20 protein-coding genes and 1 pseudogene are annotated in these 19836 nt (G+C 64.2%); 13 read left to right on the top strand and 8 right to left on the bottom strand.

Going from position 1 to position 19836, the window contains the following annotated elements; all coding sequences use genetic code 11:
• Window positions 1-85 precede the first annotated feature (85 nt).
• The gene (gene fghA / locus IVB32_RS13145; protein WP_018460281.1) at window positions 86-931 is read right to left on the bottom strand and encodes an S-formylglutathione hydrolase; all 846 of its coding nucleotides are present in this window, start codon (window positions 929-931) and stop codon (window positions 86-88) included.
• Between the two features lie 70 nt (window positions 932-1001).
• Entirely contained in the window at window positions 1002-1622 is a 621-nt protein-coding gene (locus IVB32_RS13150) for a response regulator transcription factor (protein ID WP_018460280.1), read from the bottom strand.
• Window positions 1623-1768: 146 nt separating this feature from the next.
• On the opposite strand from IVB32_RS13150, the gene IVB32_RS13155 reads away from it, so the two are divergent.
• From IVB32_RS13155 to IVB32_RS13195, 9 genes are all read left to right on the top strand, one after another.
• Window positions 1769-3127: a histidine kinase gene (locus IVB32_RS13155; protein WP_026233990.1), complete on the top strand. Its 1359-nt coding sequence runs from the start codon at window positions 1769-1771 to the stop codon at window positions 3125-3127.
• Between the two features lie 153 nt (window positions 3128-3280).
• Window positions 3281-5800 (top strand): TonB-dependent receptor, encoded by a 2520-nt coding sequence (locus IVB32_RS13160; protein WP_018460278.1) that lies wholly within the window; start codon window positions 3281-3283, stop codon window positions 5798-5800.
• A 131-nt stretch (window positions 5801-5931) separates the two neighbouring features.
• Window positions 5932-6231, top strand: a complete 300-nt coding sequence (locus IVB32_RS13165; RefSeq protein ID WP_085384859.1) for a hypothetical protein — start codon at window positions 5932-5934, stop codon at window positions 6229-6231.
• On the top strand, window positions 6228-6461 hold the full coding sequence (locus tag IVB32_RS13170) for a hypothetical protein (RefSeq protein ID WP_018460276.1): 234 nt from the start codon (window positions 6228-6230) through the stop codon (window positions 6459-6461). Before IVB32_RS13165 ends, IVB32_RS13170 begins: the two co-directional genes overlap by 4 nt.
• A gap of 169 nt (window positions 6462-6630) precedes the next feature.
• Window positions 6631-6798, top strand: coding sequence for a hypothetical protein (locus IVB32_RS13175; RefSeq protein ID WP_162847266.1), 168 nt, complete (start codon window positions 6631-6633; stop codon window positions 6796-6798).
• A gap of 60 nt (window positions 6799-6858) precedes the next feature.
• A complete protein-coding gene (locus tag IVB32_RS13180) occupies window positions 6859-7266 on the top strand; it encodes a hypothetical protein (protein ID WP_018460275.1) in 408 nt (135 codons plus the stop codon).
• 863 nt (window positions 7267-8129) lie between these two features.
• Window positions 8130-9593 (top strand): GH1 family beta-glucosidase, encoded by a 1464-nt coding sequence (locus IVB32_RS13185; protein ID WP_085361044.1) that lies wholly within the window; start codon window positions 8130-8132, stop codon window positions 9591-9593.
• A 148-nt stretch (window positions 9594-9741) separates the two neighbouring features.
• Window positions 9742-10974, top strand: coding sequence for an acetyl-CoA C-acetyltransferase (locus IVB32_RS13190; RefSeq protein WP_247335377.1), 1233 nt, complete (start codon window positions 9742-9744; stop codon window positions 10972-10974).
• Between the two features lie 357 nt (window positions 10975-11331).
• Window positions 11332-11634 (top strand): HU family DNA-binding protein, encoded by a 303-nt coding sequence (locus IVB32_RS13195; RefSeq protein WP_007601427.1) that lies wholly within the window; start codon window positions 11332-11334, stop codon window positions 11632-11634.
• A gap of 70 nt (window positions 11635-11704) precedes the next feature.
• On the opposite strand, the gene IVB32_RS13200 is transcribed toward IVB32_RS13195, so the two are convergent.
• The 5 genes from IVB32_RS13200 to IVB32_RS13220 form a co-directional block, all read right to left on the bottom strand.
• Window positions 11705-11860, bottom strand: coding sequence for a hypothetical protein (locus IVB32_RS13200; RefSeq protein ID WP_247295101.1), 156 nt, complete (start codon window positions 11858-11860; stop codon window positions 11705-11707).
• 5 nt (window positions 11861-11865) lie between these two features.
• A complete protein-coding gene (gene lon, locus IVB32_RS13205) occupies window positions 11866-14271 on the bottom strand; it encodes an endopeptidase La (RefSeq protein ID WP_247335373.1) in 2406 nt (801 codons plus the stop codon).
• Window positions 14272-14279: 8 nt separating this feature from the next.
• Window positions 14280-14663 carry an Hsp20/alpha crystallin family protein gene (locus IVB32_RS13210; RefSeq protein WP_007601432.1) on the bottom strand — a complete coding sequence of 128 codons (384 nt, stop codon included), beginning with the start codon at window positions 14661-14663 and terminating at the stop codon, window positions 14280-14282.
• Between the two features lie 154 nt (window positions 14664-14817).
• The gene (locus IVB32_RS13215; RefSeq protein ID WP_085384836.1) at window positions 14818-15384 is read right to left on the bottom strand and encodes a ferritin-like domain-containing protein; all 567 of its coding nucleotides are present in this window, start codon (window positions 15382-15384) and stop codon (window positions 14818-14820) included.
• 100 nt (window positions 15385-15484) lie between these two features.
• A complete protein-coding gene (locus tag IVB32_RS13220) occupies window positions 15485-15691 on the bottom strand; it encodes a hypothetical protein (RefSeq protein WP_007601434.1) in 207 nt (68 codons plus the stop codon).
• Window positions 15692-15780: 89 nt separating this feature from the next.
• On the opposite strand from IVB32_RS13220, the gene IVB32_RS13225 reads away from it, so the two are divergent.
• From IVB32_RS13225 to IVB32_RS13235, 3 genes are all read left to right on the top strand, one after another.
• Window positions 15781-16407 carry a MarC family protein gene (locus IVB32_RS13225; protein WP_247335370.1) on the top strand — a complete coding sequence of 209 codons (627 nt, stop codon included), beginning with the start codon at window positions 15781-15783 and terminating at the stop codon, window positions 16405-16407.
• A 158-nt stretch (window positions 16408-16565) separates the two neighbouring features.
• Window positions 16566-17219, top strand: a complete 654-nt coding sequence (locus IVB32_RS13230; RefSeq protein ID WP_198957640.1) for a class II aldolase/adducin family protein — start codon at window positions 16566-16568, stop codon at window positions 17217-17219.
• Window positions 17220-17231: 12 nt separating this feature from the next.
• Entirely contained in the window at window positions 17232-19019 is a 1788-nt protein-coding gene (locus IVB32_RS13235) for a chloride channel protein (protein WP_085361046.1), read from the top strand.
• Between the two features lie 50 nt (window positions 19020-19069).
• Here IVB32_RS13235 and IVB32_RS13240 read toward each other — a convergent pair whose 3' ends face one another.
• Window positions 19070-19327: a DUF2798 domain-containing protein gene (locus tag IVB32_RS13240; protein WP_085350586.1), complete on the bottom strand. Its 258-nt coding sequence runs from the start codon at window positions 19325-19327 to the stop codon at window positions 19070-19072.
• 286 nt (window positions 19328-19613) lie between these two features.
• Here IVB32_RS13240 and IVB32_RS13245 point away from each other — a divergent pair.
• Window positions 19614-19836, top strand: a pseudogene (locus IVB32_RS13245) (hypothetical protein); the annotation flags it as partial.

A 19836-nucleotide genomic window follows, 5' to 3' on the forward strand; every position in this document is an offset into this window, starting at 1 on the left:
CCCAATCCCTGCAATCTCAAATGCCGCCGCAACCGGAAAACTGACTCCTGCTCAATCGCTTAGTGCCTTGTTCACGGACGACTATTTACCCCTTCAATCGCTCCGCATGCCAGTGCAGGTGATCGCCCATGAAGGTCGAGATGAAGTAATAGCTGTGGTCGTAGCCCGCCTGCCGCCGCAGCGTCAGCGGAATGTTGGCCTTGGCACAGGCCGCCTGCAGCAATTCAGGACGAAGCTGCTCTTTCAAAAAGTTATCGGCCTCGCCGACGTCGACGAGGAAGCCTGAAAACTTCGCGCCGTCCTCGATCAGCGCCACCGTGTCGTGGCTGCGCCAAATGTCCTTGTTCGGCCCGAGATAGCCGGTCAACGCCTTGATGCCCCAGGGCACGAGCGACGGCGCGACGATCGGCGCAAAGGCGCTGGCCGCGCGAAAACGGTGCGGGTTGCGCAGCGCGACCGTCAGCGCGCCATGGCCGCCCATCGAATGGCCCATCACCGATTGGCGCTTCGCATCGACCGGAAAATTTTCCGCCACGAGTTTCGGCAGTTCGTCGGTGACGTAGCTCCACATGCGATAATTGCTTGAAAACGGCGCTTCCGTCGCGTCGACATAGAAGCCGGCGCCAAGACCGAAATCATAGGCATTATTGGCATCGCCGGGCACGTCGGGGCCTCGCGGGCTGGTGTCGGGCGCGACGAAGATCAAGCCGAGCTCGGCGCAGGCTTTGCGGAATTCGCCCTTCTCGGTGACGTTGGCGTGCGTGCAGGTGAGGCCGGAGAGATACCAGACCACAGGCAGCTTGGCGCCCTGTGCGTGCGGGGGAACATAGACCGAGAACGTCATGTCGGTTCCGGTCGCCTGGCTGGCATGGCGATACACGCCCTGCACGCCGCCATAGGATGTATTGGTCGAGACAGTCTGGATCGTCATGCCGTTATGCTCCGTGGCATCAAACCACATCAGGATTGCAACGCTTGTGTGACCGAATTCGCGGCGGCCGTCAGGCCACGCCGCTGTCGATCGCCAGCCGCACCAGCTCGACAGAGGTTTTCACCCCGAGCTTCTGGCGCATGATGGACGAGGTGTTGGCGACAGTCTTGTAGGACGACTGCACCAGCCAGGCGATCTCGGATAGGCTCTTTCCGGCGCTGAGCAGCCGCAAAATCTCCATCTCGCGCGCGTTCAGCTTCGACAGCGGGCTTTGCGCCAGCGCGGGTCCCGCAAAGGCGATGCTGCGCGCGATCGCGCTCGGCAGATAGGTGCCGCCGCCGCCGACGGTGCGAATCGCCTCGACGAGATCGTCGGGGTCACCGGTCTTGGAGACATAGCCCTTGGCGCCGCACTCGATCGCCCGCGCGGCAAAAGCAGGGTCGTCGTTCATGCTGAACATGATGATCCGGGCCTCGGGCGCGCGCTCGAGGATGCGGCGCGCGAGCTCGAAGCCGGACACGGTCGGCAGGTTGATGTCGATGATCGAGAGGTCGGGGCGCTCGACGATGAAGACGCACTCGCCGTCTTCGGCGTCGGCGGCCTCCAAAATCTCGATCTCGCCCTCGTCCGCCAGCACGGCACGGCAGCCGGAGGCGACGATGGGATGATCGTCGACGATCAAAATGCGCATAGGCGTTCCTCGCGACAGCGTCTTGGCCTGTTTCGCGCCCGGCCGGGATTGCTGTACGCTTTCGATTAGATATCGGGCGCTTCGCCTCTGTCAACGTTATCGGACAAGGGGCAGGCCAATCCTTCGCGGGGGCACGGGCGATACCAATGTGGCAAAATCTATCCTTGCGCGGGCGCATCAACCTGCTGCTGGCGCTGCTGCTGGCGCTGGGACTCGCCGTCAATATCGGCCGCCAGGTCGCGGAAGCCGGGCCGCGCGTGCAGGCCGAGGACCAGAGCGTGATCCGGCTCGCGCGCGAATTCATCGAGATGATCGTTGCGGATCTCAACGAGGCGCCCGATCCGGATGCCAGGCTGAACCAGATCGCACGCGACCTCAGCCGCCTGCGCCATGTCAGCATCGCGCTTCGGGACGAAGCCGGCCGTCCGCTGACGCAGCCCCGGACCGACGCCGATGACGACACCCGCGCGCCGCCGGCCTGGTTCGTCAGCCTGGTTCATCCCGAGCAGACCGCGGTGAGCGTGCCCGTCTCGATCCATGGCAAGCCGGGTTCGCTGCTGATCACCTCCCATCCCGATGACGAGATCGCCGAGATCTGGGACGCCATCGTGACCCAGCTCGAGGTCGGCTCGGTGATCGCGCTGGCGCTGTTCCTGGTGATGATGAATGTGATCGGCCGGGCATTGGCGCCGCTCCAATCCCTTGCGGACGTGATGGCCGAGCTCGAAGACGGGCGTTATCAGGCGCGCGTCGCGCCGGGCGGCGCGCCGGAACTCGCCGCGATCTGCACCAAGCTCAACCATCTTGCGGCAACGCTCAGTGACGCCATCGAGGACAAGCGGCGCCTCGCCGAGCGAACGGTGTCGCTCCAGGACGTCGAGCGCAAGGAGATCGCGCGCGAGCTCCATGACGAGTTCGGGCCATACTTGTTCTCGCTACGCGCGCATGCCAGCGCGCTGGCGAAGCAGGCGGACGGACGCGCCCCGAATGCGGAGGCCGTGCGAAAACACGGCAGTGCCATGCTGGAGCAGATCAACGCGCTTCAGCAGTTCAATCGCCGCGTGCTGGAGCGCCTCCGGCCAGTCGGCCTGGCCGAGTTCGGCCTGCGCCAGGCGCTGGAATCGCTGTCGCGGCTGTGGCGGGAGTCGCATCCCGATGTCACCATCGAGACCGTGATCTCGCCGGCGCTTGGCGTCACCGGGGAGACCGCCGACCTCACCATCTACCGCATCGTGCAGGAGGCGCTCACCAACGTGTTCCGCCACGCCGGCGCGACCTCGGTTAACGTCGTCATCGAGCCGGTGGCGGAGGCGGCAAGCGACGGCCGCAGCTGTGCCCGGGTGCGGGTCAGCGACAATGGCCGCGGCATGGAGCCCGGCCAAAAGCTCGGCTTCGGGCTCGTCGGCATGCGCGAGCGGATTCTCGCGCTGGGCGGCACGCTCAACGTCGTCTCGGGTGACGGTGGTCTGACCGTAGAGGCCCTGGTCCCGACGGCAGCGGCCTGATCGCGTCGGGAAAAATTCCCGATTTGGTCGGGAAATTTGGTGCGATACGGCCCGACCTTTTGTGGCTGGCGCACGCATTCCTGCCGATTACACTCGTCTCGACCAACCGGGGGAAGATCAAAACAGTCGGTGGTCACGGATGGGAAGGCTGGGATGGGCGATCGTGTTTGGTTCAAGCGTTTTCGGTTCAAGCCTATTGGGTTCAAGCCTCTTGGGTTCAATCGTCGTTTGTTGATCGCCTTGGTTTCGACCGGGCTGCTCTCCGTCTTCGCGATCCCCGCGGGGGCCGCGCAGGACGAGGAAACCAACGTCCAGAACCTGCCGCCGGTCGAGGTGACGGCGCCGCCGCGGTCAACGGCGCGGCGCACCGCGTCATCGCGTCCGGTCGCGCACATCGGAGCGCCGTCATCCGCCAGCCCCAAGACGCGCCTCTACGTCTATCCGACCGCGCCGGGTACCGGCAGAGGTCTTGACGTCGACAAGGTCCCCTCGGCGATCAACGCCGTCGACGCCAGCCAGATCAAGCGCACCGGCTCGCTGAACATCACCGACGCGCTTCGCGACAACATCGCCGGCGTCAACATCAGCGAGGTTACCGGCAATCCATTTCAGCCGGATGTCGAATTCCGCGGCTTCGTTGCCTCGCCGGTGACGGGCACGCCGCAAGGCCTCGCTGTGTATCAGAACGGGGTTCGCATCAACGAGGCCTTCTCCGACGCCGTCAACTGGGACCTGATCCCGACCGCGGCGATCCGGTCGGTGACGCTCGTGACCAACAATCCCGCCTTCGGCCTCAACGCGCTGGGCGGCGCGATCAATTTGCAAATGAAGGACGGTTTTACCTATCAGGGCGCGGAGCTTGATCTCATGGGCGGCTCGTTCGGCCGCATTCAGGGCTCGGCGCAATGGGGCAAGACGGTCGACAAGAACTACGGCGTCTATGCCGCGCTCGAAGGCCTGCACGACAACGGCTTCCGCAATTTCTCCCAATCGGACGTGCGGCGCTTCTACGGCGACGTCGGTTACAAGGCGGGCGACAGCGAATTCCACGCCAACATGGGCGTCGCCAAGAACGATTTCGGCGCCAACGCCACCGTTCCCGCCGAGCTGCTCGACAAATATTGGGGCGCGACCTACACGACCCCGCAGACCACTTCCAACCGCGTCGGCTATCTCAACCTGACGGGCAAGGTCGATGCGACGCCGACCTGGACACTCGAAGGCACCGCGCATGTGCGCAGGTACGAGCAGAAGCTCGTCGACGGCAATCCGACCGACGCGCAGGAATGCACTGACCCGGGGCTCGCTGGGCTTCTTTGCTTCGGCGACGGCGCCACACCGGCAAACGGCGTGAACGGCCTGCCGCTTGCCAATCCTTTCGCGTCCGGGACCATCCTCGGCGAGATCGACCGGAGCTCGATACGTTCGACCACCTTCGGCGTGTCGGGGCAGGCCACCAACACCGACCAGCTGTTCGGCCACGACAACCGCTTCGTGATGGGCGCGACCTATGACGCCAGTGTCACGCGCTATAACGCCACCGCCGAAATCGGCACGATCGGAGAAAGCTACGTCGTCAGCGGCGGCGGCCTCTTCCTGGGGCCGACTGGCGTACCTGATACCGTTGCCGGCCCTGTCTCGCTGCGGACCGTCAATCAATATAACGGCCTCTACGCAATGGACACGTTCAATATCACGGACGCCTTCGCCGTCACCGGCGGCGGCCGGTTCAACGTCGCGCGCATCACGCTGGAGGATCAGCTCGGGACCGATCTCAACGGCGATCACACCTTCACCCGCTTCAATCCGGTAATCGGCGGCACCTACAAGATCACGCCGGAGCTGACGGCCTACGCCGGCTATTCCGAGGCCAACCGCGTTCCGACGCCGCTCGAGCTCGGCTGCTCGGATCCAGCCCGTCCCTGTCTGATTGCCGCGTTTCTCGTCTCCGATCCGCCATTGAAGCAGGTCGTGTCCAAGACCGTGGAAGCGGGCCTGCGCGGCAGCAGGGAGCTGAACATCGGCACGCTCGGCTGGAAAATCGGCGGCTTCCGCGCCACCAATTACGACGACATCGTCGCCGTTCCCGCAGTCGGCCGCACCGGCTTCGGCTATTTCTCCAACGTCGGCCGTACCAGGCGTCAGGGGCTCGAAGCTGAGGTCAACATCAAGTCGCCCACGCTTCAGTTTCAGGCGAGCTACGCTTTCGTCGACGCACGCTATCTCGACGCTTTCGCGCTCGGTTCCGAAAGCCCGTTCAGGGATACTGTCACCGAGACCATTCAGGTGCTACCCGGCAACCAGCTCCCCGCGATCCCGCGCCATCGCGTCAAGGTCGGCATCGACTATGCCGTCACCGACGTGTGGAAGGTTGGCGGCAACGCGCTGTTCGTCTCCAGCCAATATCTGGTCGGCGACGAGTCCAACCAATATACGAAGCTGCCGTCCTACACCGTGTTCAACTTGCACACGTCCTACCAGGTGACCAAGAACGTCCAGCTCTACGGCAAGATCGACAATATCTTCGACAGGCGCTACGCGACCTACGGACAGTTCTTCGACCGCGAAGCCGTGCCCAACTTCACCAATGGCGGTGCCGAGTTCACCGACCCGCGCTCGCTCAGTCCGGCAAGGCCGCGTGCGTTCTATGCGGGGATGCGGGTGACGTTCTGATCTTGGCTCGGTAAGCCCGGGTTGGCGCCGCCCGGCATGGCGTGTCACGCCGGCTCTGCTCTACCTCAAGCCGATTGACTCATTGTTCATGTTTTGTTCTTATGCTGCTCGTCCAGCCAAGGGAGCGAGCCATGGACAACCGCATCAACGAAATCCGCAGGATCATCAGGGCGTTACGCGTCAGCATGCGTGAGGCCGAGGCGATCATGCATGAGCAGATCAACAGGGACGAGGACTGCAGCTTCGTCGCAGGCGAAGTCATGAAGATGCGCACGGTAATGAGCGGGCTCGTTCAGGAGCGGGCCGCGCTCGGAGACACCGACCCGATCGTCGTCGCCAGCCTGTTCGTTCCCCGCCGTCGGCCGATGCCATCGCGCGTCGGGGTTGAGAAGCGCAGCCTTGTTCCGCCGCGAAAGATGGCACGAGCATGAAGGGGGAGAGGCCGACCTACTTCTCCGACATGCAGGAGCCGCCGGAATTTCTGAAGGCGCTTCATCATGCGCGGCGCCTGTCCTGCCTCGAGGGTTGGTGCCGCATGCACATCGAGGCCATCCAGGTTGCGATTGATCAGTACGCGGAGGCGGCTCTCGGTAACCGGGAGTTCTTCCTCAATAAGCCGCACAGCATCGGTGGAAGTCGCAGCGGCGGCGACGTGCCGTGACAGCGGTGCGTGTCAGCGTATCGACCTTTTGACATCTCCGATGATCCCGCCCGCCGGCGAAGCTTGGCGTCGCGTTGTTTTTACCGATTGGAAACCATAGCGAATGATCCTAAAATTGTAACGAAACTGTTCGGCTGTCTCTGCGTCGGTTCGTCGGAGGGCCCGTCCGATGACAGAGCACCAGTTGAGAGAGCAGGAATTCCAGATCGCGCGGTACCGGCATTTGGAGCGCGAAGTGACCGATCCACTTGCCGCCTGTCTGCTTCACAGCATCATTGAAGACCTGGAGGCCGAGCTGCGCAGGAATAGCCCGGATTGGCTCGGGCCGCGCGATTAACGCTTTGTTAGCGCTGATCGTGTCGATATGCGCGAGGAAATACCAGGGGAGACTGCTCCCATGTTGAAGGACGGCACCTACGCCGCCTGGTACAAGACGCCGCTCGATCAGGGGACCGGGATCGTCCATATCGCAGACGGACAGATCTGGGGCTGCGACAGCCTGATGACCTATCACGGCTCTTGCAAGGTCGACGGCGATCGCTTCACCGCCACCGTGTCGACGAAGCGCCATACCGACGGACGCGCAACCGTGTTCGGCGTCGACGATGAGCTCACGCTGGACATCGAGGGAAACTGCCCGGGCAAGGTGGCGACCTACACGGCGACGGCAGCGCAAGCGCCGGGAATGATCCTCCAGGGTACGCTGATTCTGACGGAACAGCAGGCGCCCGCACCTGAACGAACCGGGCAGATGCCGCCGTTCAATCCCGACAAGCTGCCAAAGTTGCCGAAGCGCTCGCGCTGATCGCGGAAGCCCGCGCGCCACCGCGGCGGAAGGACCTCATGTCTGCTCCCGACCCAGGCAGACATTCCGCAATCCAGGCTCGCCAAGCAACGAGAACGGTCCCGTCGTTGGTCATGGCAACACCGAGCCAATTCATCCGCGCTGGATTCCCGCCGTCATCAAGCGATCACTGCGAATACGAAAGCTGATCTTCCGTGACGACTCGCTCGATTTTCTCCGACTTGCACTTGATGCGGTATCGGAGACGTCCATCGGACTCGATGGGCATATGCTGGACGATGGTGTAAATCATCGGTGGCTCAGTTGCGGCACGTCCTTGTGGGCCTTGGGGCTGGTGGCGAACGTCTTCATTCAGCTTGTAGGCATACGACATATATCTACCTCGAATTCACGGTGGCTCTGACGCGGGTCAGTCATTGTATCCCTGGCAGGACAGGCGCTTGGTCAAGCGGAAGAGGTTACCACAGTCTGATGCGGTCAAACCGCGTCATAAGTCAGTCGTTCTCTTGCTTGACCGGTGCAGACAGACAATCGCCCAGAGCGGAGCGGCGATGGCTGCAGCATACGCCATATTTGCGAAGTTTGGTCGTAATTTCCGAGCGGTATATGGCATTCTGTGAGCCTACGGGCCCTCGTATCGAGGGAACTGACAACTTCCTTGCCGGATTGGGCTGGAATTCGAATGACGGTGGGGCTGGTATTTCGGCTTTGGGGTAGCTCTGCCGACGATCGCCCTAGCCCCTTTCGGACAACTTTGTCGCATTCCGCAATCCTGCATCCTCGGCCCTCGGCTCGCCCGCTTCTCAAACGACCCGCGATTCGCCATGGTGCCACCGAAAGAGCATCACCCCGGAGCACGATCAATGTCGGACAAGGTCTCGCGTCGCCAGTTCGCCACGCTGGCGGGATTGTCCGCAGCCGGAATCGCCAATCCTCTCGAGGTCGCGGACGCCAAGCCCGCATCGCCGCCGCGAAACGTGGACGGTTTCCCCGCGGGCTTCGTCTGGGGCACGGCGACCTCGTCCTATCAGGTCGAGGGCGCGGTCAACGAGGACGGGCGAGGGGCCTCGATCTGGGACAAGTTCGTCCGCATCCCCGGCAAGATCGAGGATGGCTCGACCGGCGACCGCGCCAACGAGCACTATCACCGCTACAAGGAGGACATCGCGCTCATCAGGGAGCTCGGCTGCAAGGCCTATCGCTTCTCGGTGGCCTGGCCGCGGCTGTTTCCGGACGGCGACGGCAAGCCCAACCCGAAGGGACTCGATTTCTACAACCGCCTGGTCGACGAACTCCTCAAGAACGGCATCGAGCCGTGGCTGACGCTCTATCATTGGGACCTGCCGCAATCGCTCCAGGACCGGTTTGGCGGCTGGCGGTCGACGGAGACCTGCAAGATCTTCGGTGATTACGCGGCCTATGTCGCCGAGCACCTGACCGATCGCGTCAAGAACGTATTCACACTGAACGAGAGCGGTCGCTTCGTCTATTTCGGCTACGGCATCGGCATCGACGCGCCCGGCGTGACGCTGCCACAAGCCGAGGTCAACCAGATCAGGCACAACAGCGCGCTCGCGCACGGGCTTGCGGTGCAGGCGGTACGCGCCCATGGCCGCCGTGGCACCAGGGTGGGGCCGGCGGAGAACATCGATGCCTGTGCCCCCGCGATCGACACGCCGGAGAACGTCCGCGCCGCAGAGATCGCGCTGCGCGAAATGAACGCCGGCTATCTCAACGTCATCATGACGGGCCAGTACACCGACGCCTTCCTGAATTTCGCCGGGCGCGACGCGCCGAAATACACGGATGCGGAGCTGAAGATCATCTCCTCGCCGGTCGATTTCCTCGGCCTCAACATCTACGCGCCGCAGAACTATGTGGTGGCCTCCGACCAGGGCGCGGGCTTCATGCCGCTGCCGATCCCGAAATCCTTCCCGCACATGAATTCGGACTGGCTGCGCGTCGGCCCCGAGACGATCTACTGGGTGCCCAAGCTGGCGGCAAAGATCTGGAAAACGGACGCGATTTATATCAGCGAGAACGGCACCTCCGGCGACGACGTCGTGACGCCCGACGGCAAGATCTACGACACCGACCGCATCATGTATTTGCGCAACTACCTGGCCCAGCTCCAGCGCGCCACCGCCGAAGGCGTGCCGGTGCGCGGCTATTTCCTCTGGAGCCTGATGGACAATTTCGAATGGGTATTTGGGCTCAACAAGCGCTTTGGGCTCTACCACGTCAATTTCGATACGCAGGTGCGTACGCCGAAACTCAGCGCCAGCTTCTATCGCAACGTGATCGCGAAGAACGCAGCGGGGGTTTGATTGCTCTCCCTCGCCCCGCTCTTGCGGAAGGGCGACGAGCTTGGCTCGCGTTGAGAGGGCGGGGTGAGGCGGTTCCGCCAGCGCGCATTGACTCCCTTCGCCCGCTGATTCAAAACGCTTCCAACCGTTCAACAAGAGGATAATGCCAATGATCGACGCACTCATCATCGATGCCTGCCGGACCCCGCGGGGCGTTGGCAAGGCCGGCAAGGGGGCGCTCTCGGGCATTCATCCGCAGCAGCTGGGAGCAACCGTGCTGCGCGCGCTCGCGACGCGCACCGGCATCGACACCGCCGACGTCGACGACGTCATCTGGGGCTGCAGCGCGCAGGTCGCAACGCAAGGCGGCGATCTCGGCCGCATGTCGGCGCTGGACGCCGGCTACGACGTGCGCGCGAGTGCCGTAACGCTCGACCGCTTCTGCGGCTCCGGCATCACCGCCGTCAACATGGCCGCAAGCTCGATCATGTCGGGCACGGAGGACCTCGTCGTCGCCGGCGGCTGCGAGATGATGTCGATGGAAGGACGCCGCGGCGGCGGTCCGATGATGATGGACAACGGCAATCTGCGCCTGCGAGCGCGGCATCCGCAGTCGCATCAGGGCGTCTGCGCCGACGCGATCGCGACGCTGGAAGGCATCACGCGAAGGGACGTCGACGCGCTCGGCCTCGAAAGTCAGAAGCGTGCCGCGCATGCGATCGCGAACGGCCACTTCAAGAAGAGCCTCGTGCCGGTGCATCGCGAGGACGGCAGCCTCGCGCTCGACCATGAAGAATATCCGCGGCCGCAGACCACGATGGAAGGGCTGAGCGCTTTGAAGCCCGCATTCCCCGCAGTCGCCGACCATGCGCTCGACGACAGGGGCACGACCTATCGCGGCCTGATCCTGCAGAAATACCCCGACCTCGAGATCGACTTCATGCACCACGCCGGCAACTCGTCCGGCGTCGTCGACGGCGCCGCCGCGATCCTTCTGGCTTCGCCCGCTTACGCCAGGGCGCACGGCCTGAAGCCGCGCGCCCGCGTCGTCGCGATGGCGAATATGGGGGACTCGCCGACGCTGATGCTGAACGCGCCGGTGCCGGCGACGCGCAAGGTGTTGGCGAAGGCGGGGCTGACCATCGACGACATCGACCTGTTCGAGATCAACGAGGCCTTTGCCGTGGTTGCGGAAAAATACATCCGCGACCTCAAGCTCGACCGCGCCAAGGTCAACGTCAACGGCGGCTCGATCGCGCTCGGCCATCCCATCGGCGCCACCGGCTCGATCCTGATCGGCACCCTGCTCGACGAGCTTGAACGGCGCGACTTGAAGCGCGGTCTCGTCACCATGTGCGCGGCCGGTGGCATGGCCCCGGCCGTCATCATCGAACGTATCTAGCGCGAGCGAAGCTCGTCGCGCTCCCTAGAAATAAGGGAGAGAAAGTACCCGCGATCGCCACATCACGACGATCTAGGCTTATTTTCCAGGGTGAATCGCGACCGGACTCCGACAAAGAGGCCGGTCATCGCTTGTCGAAAGCATCGAATCAGCTTTAGCAAGGCTGCGTGCGGGCCTTTGAAACAAGGTAAAATCCGCTGCCTGAGGCTTCTCCCGCTCCGGAAGTGGCTAAAAAGCAGGGTTTTTTGCCACAGAGGGCCAAAAAAGCCCGTAAAACCCCGACAAAACTGTGCAGAAGGCTATAGGCCTTCACCGGTTGGTCTAATATGCAGCCGTCAACGAATCAGAGGAGACACGATGGCCACCCAAATGTCGAAATCGCAGCTGATCGAAAAGATCGCGACCACCACCGAGCTTTCCAAGCGTGACGTCAAGAGCGTCATGGAGACGCTGACCGACGTCGGTCACAAGGAGCTCAAGAAGAACGGCCTGTTCCTGGTGCCGGGCTTCGCCAAGTTCGTGGTCATCAAGAAGCCCGCCACCAAGGCGCGCAAGGGCACCAACCCGTTCACGGGCGAAGAGATGATGTTCAAGGCCAAGCCGGCCCGGAAGATCGTCCGCGCCCGCCCGGTCAAGGCCGCCAAGGACGCCGTGGGCTAACAACGCAAAGGCCCCCTCGAGCGAGGGGGCCTTTTGTTCGGGGCTGTCGCGAGGACTTGAGACGGAGGGCTCAACCCTTGCGGCGCTTCGCGCGGACCGGGATCGGCTGAAGCCGCGGTCCGGATGCCGCCAGCGCATCGCGAACCCCGTCTATGGCGCGATCGAGCAACTGGCGCAACCGCTGCGTCTTTCGCGATTGCTTCGCTTTTTCCAGCAGTTTCTTCATCGCATTCACTCCGCCGCTTCGACCTTGGCCTCGATTTTGGCCTCGGCCGGCTCGAGCGCCGCGGCGATGGCTTCGTCGACGCGCTCCAGCCAGATGAATTCGAGGTTGTCCCGCGCGCTCTGCGGGATATCGTCGTAATCTCGCTTGTTGCGCGCTGGCAGCATCACCCGCTTCAGGCCCGCGGCCGCGGCTGCCACCACCTTCTCCTTGATGCCACCGACCGGCAGCACCAGGCCGCGCAGCGAGATCTCGCCGGTCATGGCGGTGTCGCTGCGCACCGTGCGATTGGTGAGCAGGGACGTCAGCGCCGTGAACATCGCAACGCCCGCGCTCGGTCCGTCCTTCGGGGTCGCGCCTGCCGGCACGTGAACGTGGATGTCGCTCTTTTCGAACAGCTGCGGATCGATGCCGAGCTGCGTGGCCTTGCTCTTCACCAGCGTCATCGCAGCCTGCACGCTCTCGCGCATGACCTCGCCGAGCTGGCCGGTCAGGATCATGCCGCCGCGGCCTGATACCCGCGAGGCCTCGATGAACAGGATGTCGCCGCCGACCGGCGTCCAGGCCAGGCCAGTGGCCACGCCTGGAATGCTGGTGCGCTGCGCGATCTCGCCTTCGAAGCGCGGCTGGCCGAGCACAGTGCCGATGTCCTTTGGCGTCACGACGATCTTGGCAGCCGTGCCCTCGGCGACCTGCACGGCAGCATGGCGGAACAGCTTTCCGATCTCCCGCTCGAGGTTACGCACGCCGGCTTCGCGGGTGTAGCCCTTGACCACCAGCTTCAGCGCCTCCGGCTCGATCTCGGCCTGCTCGGCGGTCAAGCCGTTGGCCTCGAGCTGCCGGCGCACCAGATAGCGCTTGGCGATCTCCAGCTTCTCATCCTCGGTGTAGCCGGCGAGGCTGATCAGCTCCATGCGGTCCAGCAACGGACCCGGGATCTGGTCCAGCATATTGGCGGTCGCGATGAACACCACGCGCGACAGGTCGAAGGGCACGCCCAGGTAATTGTCCCGGAACGTCCCGTTCTGCTCGGGGTCGAGCACCTCCAGCATCGCGGCGGAAGGATCGCCCTGCACGCCGCGGCCCATCTTGTCGATCTCGTCCAGCATCATGACGCAGTTCCGGGCGCCGGCCTTCTTGATGCCCTGGATGATGTTGCCAGGCAGCGCGCCGATATAGGTGCGCCGGTGGCCGCGGATCTCGGCCTCGTCATGCACGCCGCCGAGGCTGACGCGCACGAAGGGACGGTCCATCGCGCGTGCGATGGACTGGCCGAGCGAGGTCTTGCCGACGCCGGGCGGTCCGACGAAGCACAGGATCGGCGCCTTGCCCTGCGGCGCCAGCTTGCGCACCGCCAGATATTCGATGATCCGGCTCTTGATCTTCTCCAGGCCAAAGTGATCGGCGTCGAGGATGCGGCGCGCTTCCTTGATGTCGATCGGCTTCTCCGCGGGCAGTGCCCACGGCAGCTCGATCAGCCAGTCCAGGTAAGTGCGGACCATGCCGGCCTCGCCGGCGGCCTCCGGCATGCGCTCGTAGCGGCGCAGCTCCTTCTTCGCATGTGCATCGGCCTCGGGCGGCATGTTGGCCTTGGCGATGGCAGCGGTCAGCTCGGCCACCTCGGCCGCCTTGCCGTCGCCTTCGCCGAGCTGGCGCTGAATGGTCGCCATCTGCTCGCGCAGGATCGCTTCGCGCTGCCGCTCGTCGAAGCTGGCGCGGGTCTGCTGGCCGATCTCGTTGCTGATGCGCAGCACCTCCAGCCGTTCGGCCAGATGCTTCGACACCTTCTCGACACGCAGAGCGAGGTCGATGGTCTCCAGCACCTCCTGCTTGTCCTGCGGCTTGATGTCCATGAACGAGGTCGCCAGGTCCGCCAGCGCGCCGGGCGCCGTGGTGCCCTGGAACATCGCGACCAGTTCGGGCGGCGCCTGCGGCAGCAGCTCGATCGCCTCGATGGCCTGGCGCTGCAGGTTCAGCCCGCGGGCCTCGATCTCGGGCGTGCTGGTGGTCGGCTCCGGAATCTGCTGGATCCGCGCGGCCGGGAACGGCGTCCCCGGCAGGAAGTCGAGGATGCGCGCGCGCTGCACGCCCTGGCAGACGATGTGATGGGTGCCGTCGGGCGCGGTGATGTAGCGCACGATGTTGGCGATGGTCGCGACCCGATAGAGGTCGTCCGGTCCGGGCTCCTCGGTCTCGGGGCTGCGTTGCAGGACGATGCCGACCGGTCGCTGCTCGCGCAGCGCCTGTTGCGCGGCGGCGACCGACTTCGGCCGCGCGATCGCGATCGGCGCGATGGCGCCGGGGAACAGCACCATTTCGCGCACGGGAATGATGATCAGCGCGTCTTCGGGAATCTTCACGTCGGAATTGCTCTGGGGATTGGTCGGTGCGGTATTCATTGGTTCGGTGGTCATGATCGACCTCAGGATTTGGCGAGGCGCAGCGCGACGCAGCCGTCCATCACGAAGCGGCTGATGGCGTAACGGCCAACGGGCAATGCAATGCGGCGCTCAAAACGCCCCTGCGGCAGTTCGAGCCGGTGGATGCGGGCGTTGCGAAGCTCTGGCGGAAGGGTGCGCTGGCCGGAGATGACGAGCACGCCGTCATGGATGACAGTCTCGACATTGTCGGGATTGACGCCGGGAAGCGCGACCAGGATCAGGAGCTCATGCTCGGTTTCGAGCACGTCGATCGGCGGCTCCCAGCAGGCTTCCTGCCGGCCGAACTGCTGGCGCAGCCGTTCGGCGCGGGTCAGCGAGTCCAAGGCTTCGGACAGCATCCAGTCGAGGGGATTTTTGGGTTGCATGATGCGGGCTCGGCGGGTGAGGAACGCTGAATATGGGGCCGGTTCCCGAGAATTCCAGCCCGGCTGCGCGCAGGTGCCATGCGGATCGTGCGATCCGAAAACAAGCGCCGCGGCCTTCCGGGCCGCGGCGTTCCGTCGTCACCCTATGTGTGCCTCAGGCCGCCTGGCGGTATTCCTCTTCCGCCTCGAGGTTGATCACGGAGGTGGCGAGCTCGGTCAGGGCGTGATCGGTCGCCTCTTCCTCGTCCAGCGTCGCCTGCAGCAGCTTTGCCGCGTCCTGCATGCCGAGCTCCTCGGCCCAGGTGCGCAGCGTGCCGTAGCGGGAGATTTCGTAGTGCTCGACCGCCTGCGCGGCTGCGAGCAGGCCGGCGTCGAGCGCAGGCGCGTTCTTGAACTCCTTCATGATCTCGGCACCTTCGTCGGTGATGCCGTTGATCGCTTCGCAAGGCTTGCCGCGGGCCGGCTTGCCCAGCATCTTAAAGATCTGGTCCAGACGTTTGACCTGGCCCTGGGTCTCGCGCAGATGCTTGTTGAAAGCCGCCGCGAGCTCCTTCGAGTTGGCAGCCTTGGCCATCTTGGGCAGGGTCTTGATGATCTTGTTCTCGGCGAAATAGATGTCCTTGAGCGTCTCCAGGAATAGGTCGCTCAACATCTTCGGCGCCTGACGGGCGCGGCCCGTCGACGATTTCTTGCTTGTGCGCTTCTTTGCTCGTTTTGCCATACATCCTCCTCTTGAGGTGACGCGCGAAGGCATCGCCTTCCGCAATCCTCAGGCGATCAAAAGCTTTCGGAGAACGAAAGTTCCAAACTGCAGCCTGCGCTCAGGTCGGGCGCTTGTAGGGATCTTCCTGCCGCTGCCGCGCCTCGGTGTTGCGGTCGAGCTGCGCGCGCTCGCGGCGCCGCAGGCGCCCCGCCTTCGCCACGCCGTAGACGAGGACCGCACCGAGCACGAAGGCACCGATGAACCAGAGCCAGAGCAGGTTGCCCGAAAGGTGACCCAGCAACATTCCAATTCCACTGTCACTCATTGTGCATCTCCGGTGATTTTCAAAGCGGTTCTATCGGGCTAAGTCAGTCCGCCAGCCATCGTTCCTGCGTCCAGGGAGCCCACCGAGACATGATCGACTTCACCCTGTCCGCGTTCGTGACGCTGCTGCTCGTGGTCGATCCGGTGGGCCTTGCGCCGGCCTTCCTCGCTGCGACCGGAGGCATGCCCGACAAGACCATGCGCACCATCGCGCTGCGTGCGCCGCTGATTGCGGCGTCGATCCTGGTGGTGATCGCCCTGATCGGAAACTGGCTGCTGCGCCAGCTCGGGATCGGCATCCCCGCCTTCCAGATCGCCGGCGGGCTGCTGCTGTTCGGCGTGTCCTACCAGATGATCTTCGGCGACCGTCCGCATCGCGAGGCCCGCGAGGCCGATAAGGCAACCTCGGAGCATGCCTCCGACGTCGCGGTATTCCCGCTGGCGATCCCGATGATGGCCGGTCCCGGCGCGATCGCGACCACGCTGCTCCTGACCGGCGATGCCGGCTACGGACCGAGGCTCGCGATCATCATCGCGGTCGTGCTCGCCGTGTGCCTGCTCTGCATGCTCTGCTTTGTCTCCGCGAACATGATCGCGCGGAGCCTCGGGCGCACCGGCAACGCCGTCCTCTCGCGCGTGCTCGGCATGCTGCTCGCGGCCTATTCGGTGCAGTTCGTGATCAACGGCATCGCTGCGGTCCGGGCAAGCTTGCCGTAGAGCTGCGACAATCTGTTAATGCGTTGATTTTCATGTTTATTCCATGATGCCATGAGGCGGCTGGCGGGATCGCGCGCGATCCGGTCCGCTTTCTCTTGCGCTGCCATATTGCTTGACGTACTCCCCGTCTGACAGGCGCCCATCGTCAGGAAATCGAGATGTCGATGACAGCGGACGAGCTCGACAAGAGACAGGCCATCATCGGCGCCTGCCGCCGCATGAATGCGCTCGGCATCAACCAGGGCACCTCGGGCAATATCAGCGTCCGGCATGTGGACGGGCTTCTGGTCACCCCGACCAGCGTGCCCTACGACGCCATGACGCCGGACCAGATCGTGTTCATGACGATGGACGGCTCGCACGCGCCCGATCAGAAGCCGTCCAGCGAGTGGCGCTTCCACCTCGACATCCTGAAGGCCCGGCCAGACGTCGACGCCGTCGTCCACGCCCATCCGACCTATTGCACCATCCTGGCGATCATGGGCCTGGAGATCCCGCCCGTGCACTACATGATCGCGGCCGCCGGCGGCGACAGCATCCGCTGCGCGCCCTATGCCACCTTCGGAACGGCGGAGCTGTCCGAACATGCCGTGCGGGCGCTGGAGGGCCGACTTGCCTGCCTGCTCGACCATCACGGCATGATCGCGATCGGCAAGTCGCTGGACAAGGCGATGTGGCTCGCGGTCGAGGTCGAGACGCTGGCGCGGCAATATCACGGCTGTCTCCAGATCGGAGAGCCGCCGCTGCTGTCGAGCGCCGAGATCGAGCGGGTCCGCCAGCGCATGTCCGGTTACGGCATGTCGGAAGGGTAGGGCGGACAGAACGTGTTCCTGCGGATCAGACATCTCGCCGACCGCAAGGGGACGAACCGCATCATGGTTCGGCTGCGGGCGCTGCTACGCAGCAACGAATTCTATCTGATCCCGCTGGCGCTGGTGATCGGCACGCTCGCCGGCGCCATCGTGACGCTGATGGCCGAGATTGCGCAGATTGCCCACATGGTGATCTACGGCATTCCCATCGACGTCCGCCTGTCCGCCAATACCAGCGTCAGTCCGTGGGCCGCGCTGATCGCGCCCGCGCTGGGCGGGTTGGTGCTTGGGATCATGGAGTGGTGGCGGCGACGGCTCAAGCTCTCCAGCGCGGTCGATCCGATCGAGGCGAACGCACTGCGCGGCGGCAATCTGTCGATGCGCGACAGCGTGGTGGTGTCCAGCCAGACGCTGATCTCGAACGGCTGCGGCGCCTCCGTCGGCCTCGAGGCCGGCTATACCCAGATCGGCTCGGGTATCGCCTCGTTGCTCGGCAAGTTCTTCAATCTGCGCCGCAACGATCTGCGCCTGATCGTCGGCTGCGGTGCCGCTGCGGCGATCGCGGCGGCCTTCGGTGCACCGATCACGGGCGCCTTCTACGCCTGCGAGCTGATCGTCGGCGTCTACTCGGTCGGCAGCGCGGCGCCGATCCTCGCCGCCTCGCTCGCGGGCGCCCTGACCGCGCAATGGCTCGGCGGCGCGCCATACTCGCTCGAAATACCCAAGGTCAGCGCCGTCGGCGTCGAGCAATATCTCGCGCTGATCGGTCTCGCGCTCGTCACCAGCGGTGTCGGCATCGCCGTGATGCGCTCGTCCTCGATGTTCGAGCGCCTGTTCAAATGGCTGCCGGTCTGGTTGCGCCCGGTGATCGGCGGCCTCATCGTCGGCGGTTTTGCGATCGTCACGCCGCAGGTGCTGGCGGCCGGCCACGGCGCAATGGTGCTCGATCTCTTTCACGACATGACGATCGGCCTGATCGCGCTGATCATCGCCTTGAAGGTGACGGCCTGCCTGATCTCGCTCGCCTCCGGTTTCCGCGGCGGCCTGTTCTTTGCCTCGCTGTTCGTGGGCAGCCTGATCGGAAAGTTCTTCTCCGCGGTGCTGCTCTTGATCAGCCCGAACTTCGTGATCGATCCGCTGGTCGCGATGCTGACGGGCATGGCGACGCTGGGCGTCGCCATCGTCGGCGGTCCCTTGACCATGTCGTTCCTCGTGCTCGAGATGACCCGCAACGTCGACGTTACCGCCGTGGTGCTCGCCGGCTGCATCGTCACCTCGATCTGCGTCCGCTTCATGTTCGGGCACTCCTTCTCGACCTGGCGCCTGCATCTGCGCGGCGAGACCATCCGCAGCGCCAACGACGTCGGCTGGCTGCGCAACCTCACCGTCGAGCGGCTGATGCGCTCAGATGTTGGCAAGGTGCCGTCGACCACGACGATCGCCGCGGTCCGCCGCGAATTCGCGCTGGGCTCGCGGCCCGGGATCGTCATCGTCAACAATGCGGACGAATATGTCGGCCTTGTCCTGCTGCCCGACCTGTTCTCGGGCGACCTCGACACCATCGCCGACGAAATCCAGGTGATCGAGCTCGCGCGCCTGACCGAGATCGTGCTGATCCCGGAAATGAACGTGAAGTCGGCGATGGCGGTGTTCGACGAGGCGGAGGCCGAGATGCTGGCGGTGGTCGATTCCACCGACAGCCGCAAGGTGGTCGGCTTCCTTACCGAGACCTTCGCCCGCCGCCGCTATGTCGAGGAGATCGACAAGGCGACGCGCGGCGTACTCGGCGCGCTGTCGTAAGGTCACGCGGAAGCGGGACGGCGTGCGTCATGCGCCGCCGTCCGCGCCTGCTATCGGCCTGGCTGCAAGGGAGCAGCGACGACGCTAGCCACGATCCGGCGGACCAGTGGCAGCACCATCAGCAGCGTCGGAAAGGCGACGAGCCATGACAGCGCCCAGGCGCCCGGCCAGGTCGCGAGGAACGCCGGCGTTGCGCCGAGGCTTCGAAGGGTGGAAATGACCGACACCACGGCTGTCATGAGGATGGACAGCACAAATGGCATCACGATCGACGCATAGCGCGCCGGCAGTTTGCGAACCGCAATCATCTGGTTTCTCTTGGAATAAGACGCGTCAGTCACGGTGAACCCAAGAATGGCATCGATCCCGACGGCGTCGGTTGATGCGTTGGTTCACGTAAAACGCTTACGGCGACCGAAAGACGGTGCGCCTGTTCATTATCCGCTCATGTTGGATGGTTCAAGCTGGATCTGGACGTTCGATCTACAATCGTTCAACGCGTGGCAGATTGCCGCGATCACGAAACCATTTCAGTGGTTTGGACGTTTAGTCTTGTTTGATTATGTCGCTTCGAGCGAGAACAGGAAGGTCAAGATGAATAAAGGACCGATGATTTCCGCAGCCGGCCGCAGCGTTGGGCTGGCAGCTTTCGCAAGTCTTGTTCTGATGACGGCCCCGATCACCCCTTCGGCTGCCAACTCGCCCGCGCCCACCAAAGCCGCTGCCGCGGGCTCGGTCGCTCCGGCTGCCACCGATTTCAGCGCGGCTCGCCGCCACCGCTATTATCGGCGAGGTCCGAACGCTGCAGGCCTCGCTT

The sequence above is a fragment of the Bradyrhizobium sp. 23 genome (genome assembly GCF_023073295.1).
GTDB classification, from domain to species: Bacteria; Pseudomonadota; Alphaproteobacteria; order Rhizobiales; family Xanthobacteraceae; genus Bradyrhizobium; species Bradyrhizobium canariense_D.